This is a genomic window from Corynebacterium kalidii (genome assembly GCF_022869005.1).
Taxonomy (GTDB): Bacteria; Actinomycetota; Actinomycetes; order Mycobacteriales; family Mycobacteriaceae; genus Corynebacterium; species Corynebacterium kalidii.
In genome coordinates, this window is record NZ_JALIEA010000003.1 from 2,501 (window position 1) to 6,985 (window position 4,485).

The window sequence follows — 4,485 nt, forward strand, 5'->3', positions numbered from 1 at the left end:
AGCGGGCTCGTGGAATCTGCTGTGAATCTGCCGGGACCACCCGGTAAGCCTGAATACTTGTTGTGACCGATAGCGGATTAGTACCGTGAGGGAATGGTGAAAAGTACCCCGGGAGGGGAGTGAAATAGTACCTGAAACCGTGTGCCTACAATCCGTCAGAGCCTCCTTGTGGGGTGATGGCGTGCCTTTTGAAGAATGAGCCTGCGAGTCAGCGGCACGTCGCGAGGTTAACCCGTGTGGGGTAGTCGTAGCGAAAGCGAATACTAACTAGTGTGTTGTTAGTGGCGTGTCCTGGACCCGAAGCGGGGTGATCTACCCATGGCCAGTGTGAAGCGACGGTAAGACGTCGTGGAGGCGCGAACCCACTTAGGTTGAAAACTGAGGGGATGAGTTGTGGGTAGGGGTGAAAGGCCAATCAAACTCCGTGATAGCTGGTTCTCCCCGAAATGCATTTAGGTGCAGCGTCGTGTGTTTCTTGCCGGAGGTAGAGCTACTGGTTGGTTTAGCGGGACTACCATCTTAGCGACATCAGCCAAACTCCGAATGCCGGTAAGTGAGAGCGCGGCAGTGAGACTGCGGGGGATAAGCTTCGTAGTCGAGAGGGAAACAGCCCAGATCGCCGGCTAAGGCCCCTAAGGGTGTACTAAGTGGAAAAGGATGTGGGATCGCGAAGACAGCCAGGAGGTTGGCTTAGAAGCAGCCATCCTTGAAAGAGTGCGTAATAGCTCACTGGTCGAGTGGTCCTGCGCCGACAATGTAGTGGGGCTCAAGTACACCGCCGAAGCCGCGGAGCTCACCTTTTGGTGGGTTGGTAGGGGAGCGTCGTGTGGCGAGTGAAGGTGCGGGGTGACCCAGTGCTGGACGCTATGCGAGTGAGAATGCAGGCATGAGTAGCGAATGATGAGTGAGAACCTCATCCGCCGGATGACCAAGGGTTCCTGGGTCAAGTTAATCTTCCCAGGGTGAGTCGGGGCCTAAGGCGAGGCCGACAGGCGTAGTCGATGGATAACGGGTTGATATTCCCGTACCCGTGTGTGTGCGACCATGGTGAATCAGCGATACTAACCGCCCTGAAGCGTGTGGTGGCCTACTTTGTGGGTTGCTGTGTGTGGATGCGTGGGACCTGAGTTGGTAGTAGCCAAGTGATGGGGTGACGCAGGAAGGTAGCCGAGCCACTTATTGGATTGTGGTGTAAGCGTGTGGCCCGAATCCTAGGTAAATCCGGGGTTCATTGTGGGTGAGGCGTGATGCGTACCCGTTTGCGGGGATGTTGGTGATCCTATGCTGTCGAGAAAAGCCTCTAGCGATGTGCACATTCGGCCCGTACCCCAAACCGACACAGGTGGTCAGGTAGAGAATACTAAGGCGATCGGGTGAACTGTGGTTAAGGAACTCGGCAAAATGCCCCCGTAACTTCGGGAGAAGGGGGGCCCGTGCTGGTGAAGGCTTTTTCGGCTGGAGCTGGTGTGGGTCGCAGAGGATAGAGGGAAGCGACTGTTTACTAAAAACACAGGTCCGTGCGAAGACGGTAAGTCGATGTATACGGACTGACGCCTGCCCGGTGCTGGAAGGTTAAGAGGACCTGTTAGGTGTTTTCACCGAAGCGGAGAATTTAAGCCCCAGTAAACGGCGGTGGTAACTATAACCATCCTAAGGTAGCGAAATTCCTTGTCGGGTAAGTTCCGACCTGCACGAATGGCGTAACGACTTCCCTGCTGTCTCAACCACAGGCCCGGCGAAATTGCAGTACGAGTAAAGATGCTCGTTACGCGCGGCAGGACGAAAAGACCCCGGGACCTTCACTATAGCTTGGTATTGGTGTTCGGTTCGGTTTGTGTAGGATAGGTGGGAGACTGTGAAGCGGTCACGCTAGTGGTTGTGGAGTCGTTGTTGAAATACCACTCTGATCGTGCTGGATATCTGAACCTCGGCCCATGATCTGGGTTAGGGACAGTGCCTGGTGGGTAGTTTAACTGGGGCGGTTGCCTCCCAAAGAGTAACGGAGGCGCCCAAAGGTTCCCTCAGCCTGGTTGGTAATCAGGTGTTGAGTGTAAGTGCACAAGGGAGCTTGACTGTGAGACTGACAGGTCGAGCAGGTACGAAAGTAGGGACTAGTGATCCGGCACCGGCTTGTGGAAGCGGTGTCGCTCAACGGATAAAAGGTACCCCGGGGATAACAGGCTGATCTTCCCCAAGAGTCCATATCGACGGGATGGTTTGGCACCTCGATGTCGGCTCGTCGCATCCTGGGGCTGGAGTTGGTCCCAAGGGTTGGGCTGTTCGCCCATTAAAGCGGCACGCGAGCTGGGTTTAGAACGTCGTGAGACAGTTCGGTCTCTATCCGCCGTGCGCGTTGAAACTTGAGAAAGGCTGACCCTAGTACGAGAGGACCGGGTTGGACATACCTCTGGTGGGCCAGTTGTCACGCCCGTGGCATGGCTGGTTGGCTACGTATGGGAGGGATAACCGCTGAAAGCATCTAAGCGGGAAGCCTGTTTCGAGATGAGGTTTCGTTTGAGGTTCCCTGTAGACGACGGGGTTGATAGGCCGGATCTGGACAGCATGTGAGTGTTGGAGGTGACCGGTACTAATTGACCGAGGATGACATTATTGTAATGGCTTGAAGTTGGCTTGTTGCGTAAGTTGTTGGTATTCGCGTTCATTGTGCAGTGTCTGGAACGGCACAGCACACCACTTGGTTTGTCGGGTGGGTGTGTGTTTTGTTCTTGTGTTTTTGTCGGTGGTTTTAGCGGCGGGGTCACGCCCGGTCCCTTTCCGAACCCGGAAGCTAAGCCTGCCTGCGCCGATGGTACTGCACCTGGGAGGGTGTGGGAGAGTAGGTCGCCGCCGGCATTGTTCTTTTGTGTGGTGTGTGGTTGCAGCAATCGTTGTGGTTGTTGTGGTCACACACCACTTTTTTTATGCCCGTTTCCGAACGTGTGGGGTGTGGGGGCGCACCACCGCGTGGCCGACGCGGTACCGCGGGTTCCTTGGCCCTAGGCTGCGGGTCCAGGTGACCCGGTCATCTGCCGGTGGCCCTTGGCAGTTGGTCTTGTTTCGTCCATAACCTGCAGGTAGATCTGGTTTTTCGCGGCTACCGCGTGGCTGTCCCGTGATAGGATAGGGGTCAGCGAGAACGACGGAAGGGTGGAAAGACCGTGAAGGATTACCGCACGGAGGATCAGAAGTTCGCCGCCGTCGAGGCGTCGATGACGATGGCAGGCCAGCCGTTGACCCCGGAGGACTCGACCCGTTGCCGGCGGATCTTCCGTGGCGAGATTTCCGATGACCAGGCCGCCCTCGAGATCCTCGAGGACGAAGGTCTGGGGAATTCCGCCCGCGCGGCGGAGCTGCGCCGCCACATTGCCGCAAGCGCCTGACAGGTCGGCTGGCATGGCACGTGATCCGTGGGATGCCCCGGAGAACCTGTTCGGTATCTCTGACCCGGAAGTGCTGGACCGCGTCGCCGGTCGCCTGGCGGCGACACGTTTGGCCCGGTTGGAAGACAGCGCTCCGATGAAGAGCTTCACCCGCGCCGACCTCGTCGGGGTCCATGCCTTCCTTCTGGGGGACGTCTACCCGTGGGCCGGGGATATCCGGACCACGGAGGTCAGGGCGATGGGGATGGCGATGTGTCGTGCCCAGTTCGTCGACAACGAGCTCGACAGGGTCCTGCGGGACATCGTCCGCCGCCCGCCGTCCACGACTGAGGTGGATGCGGCGGTCTACACCGTCGCAGAACACTGGTCGGAGATGACGATGGTCCATCCGTTCCGGGACGGAAACAGCCGTACTCAACGCTTCTTCTTCGACCAGTTGTTGCGGAACTCGGGGTGGGCGGTGGACTGGACCGCTATTCGCGCGGAGCAGGTCCATGCCGCCCGCTATGTCGGTGCAGCGACGGTGGACCCGTCGTTCCTGGCGCAGTCGCTCCTCCCGGCGGTCCATCCCGCTGACGAGGTGTCTGCGGGTACGTTGACGGCGACGGAAAGCAACAGGGACAACCGGTCCTCGGCGGAGATCTTCCACGACATGATGAACTTCCGCCGCGCTCACCCGGGGCAACAGTATCGGTTGCCGGAGCGGTTCCGGGGAGAGAAGTCTGGCAACTAGCCGGGCCGGCCGCATGCGGTCGGTACGGGGGCCGACGTGCGGCTGAGACAGGTGCCCCGAGCGTCGGCGCCACGGCACGGCGGCCGCCGGCACACCGCGACGGAGTCTCCGCCTCCGGGACCTTCCCCGTTCGTCGGTCGACCTCTGGTCCGGGGTTTCCCCGACACGGAGGCATGCAGGTTGGGCCAGCCAGGTGGGCATGATCCGGGTGCCGCTCTGTGCTCCGGGGCCGAGGGCGGGCACGAGGGGCATGGACGCTGCGCCGTGGCCGCATCACCGGTCTGGTGTTGGGTTAGTGGTGGTGTGACCTGGTGTTTTGTGTCTGTGGTGGGTGCTGTGTAGATTAATGCGAGTCAGAGCGACCGGCGCTGC

At 59.2% G+C, this 4,485-nt stretch carries 2 protein-coding genes and 2 rRNA genes (1 of these 4 running past the window's edge); all 4 read left to right on the top strand.

All coding sequences use genetic code 11. From position 1 onward, the window contains the following. Window positions 1-2,610, top strand: a 23S ribosomal RNA gene (locus MUN33_RS00045); it begins 462 nt to the left of the window's first position. Between the two features lie 126 nt (window positions 2,611-2,736). Next, window positions 2,737-2,853: ribosomal RNA gene (rrf, locus tag MUN33_RS00050) — 5S ribosomal RNA — on the top strand. Window positions 2,854-3,158: 305 nt separating this feature from the next. Beyond that, window positions 3,159-3,380: a hypothetical protein gene (locus tag MUN33_RS00055; RefSeq protein ID WP_244802868.1), complete on the top strand. Its 222-nt coding sequence runs from the start codon at window positions 3,159-3,161 to the stop codon at window positions 3,378-3,380. A 13-nt stretch (window positions 3,381-3,393) separates the two neighbouring features. Beyond that, window positions 3,394-4,113: a Fic/DOC family protein gene (locus MUN33_RS00060; protein WP_244802869.1), complete on the top strand. Its 720-nt coding sequence runs from the start codon at window positions 3,394-3,396 to the stop codon at window positions 4,111-4,113. Window positions 4,114-4,485 lie beyond the last annotated feature (372 nt).

What these genes read in the sequence shown, in the direction of transcription:
- MUN33_RS00060 (WP_244802869.1), top strand. Translation starts at nt 3,394, where the DNA reads ATGGCACGTGATCCGTGGGATGCCCCGGAGAACCTGTTCGGTATCTCT.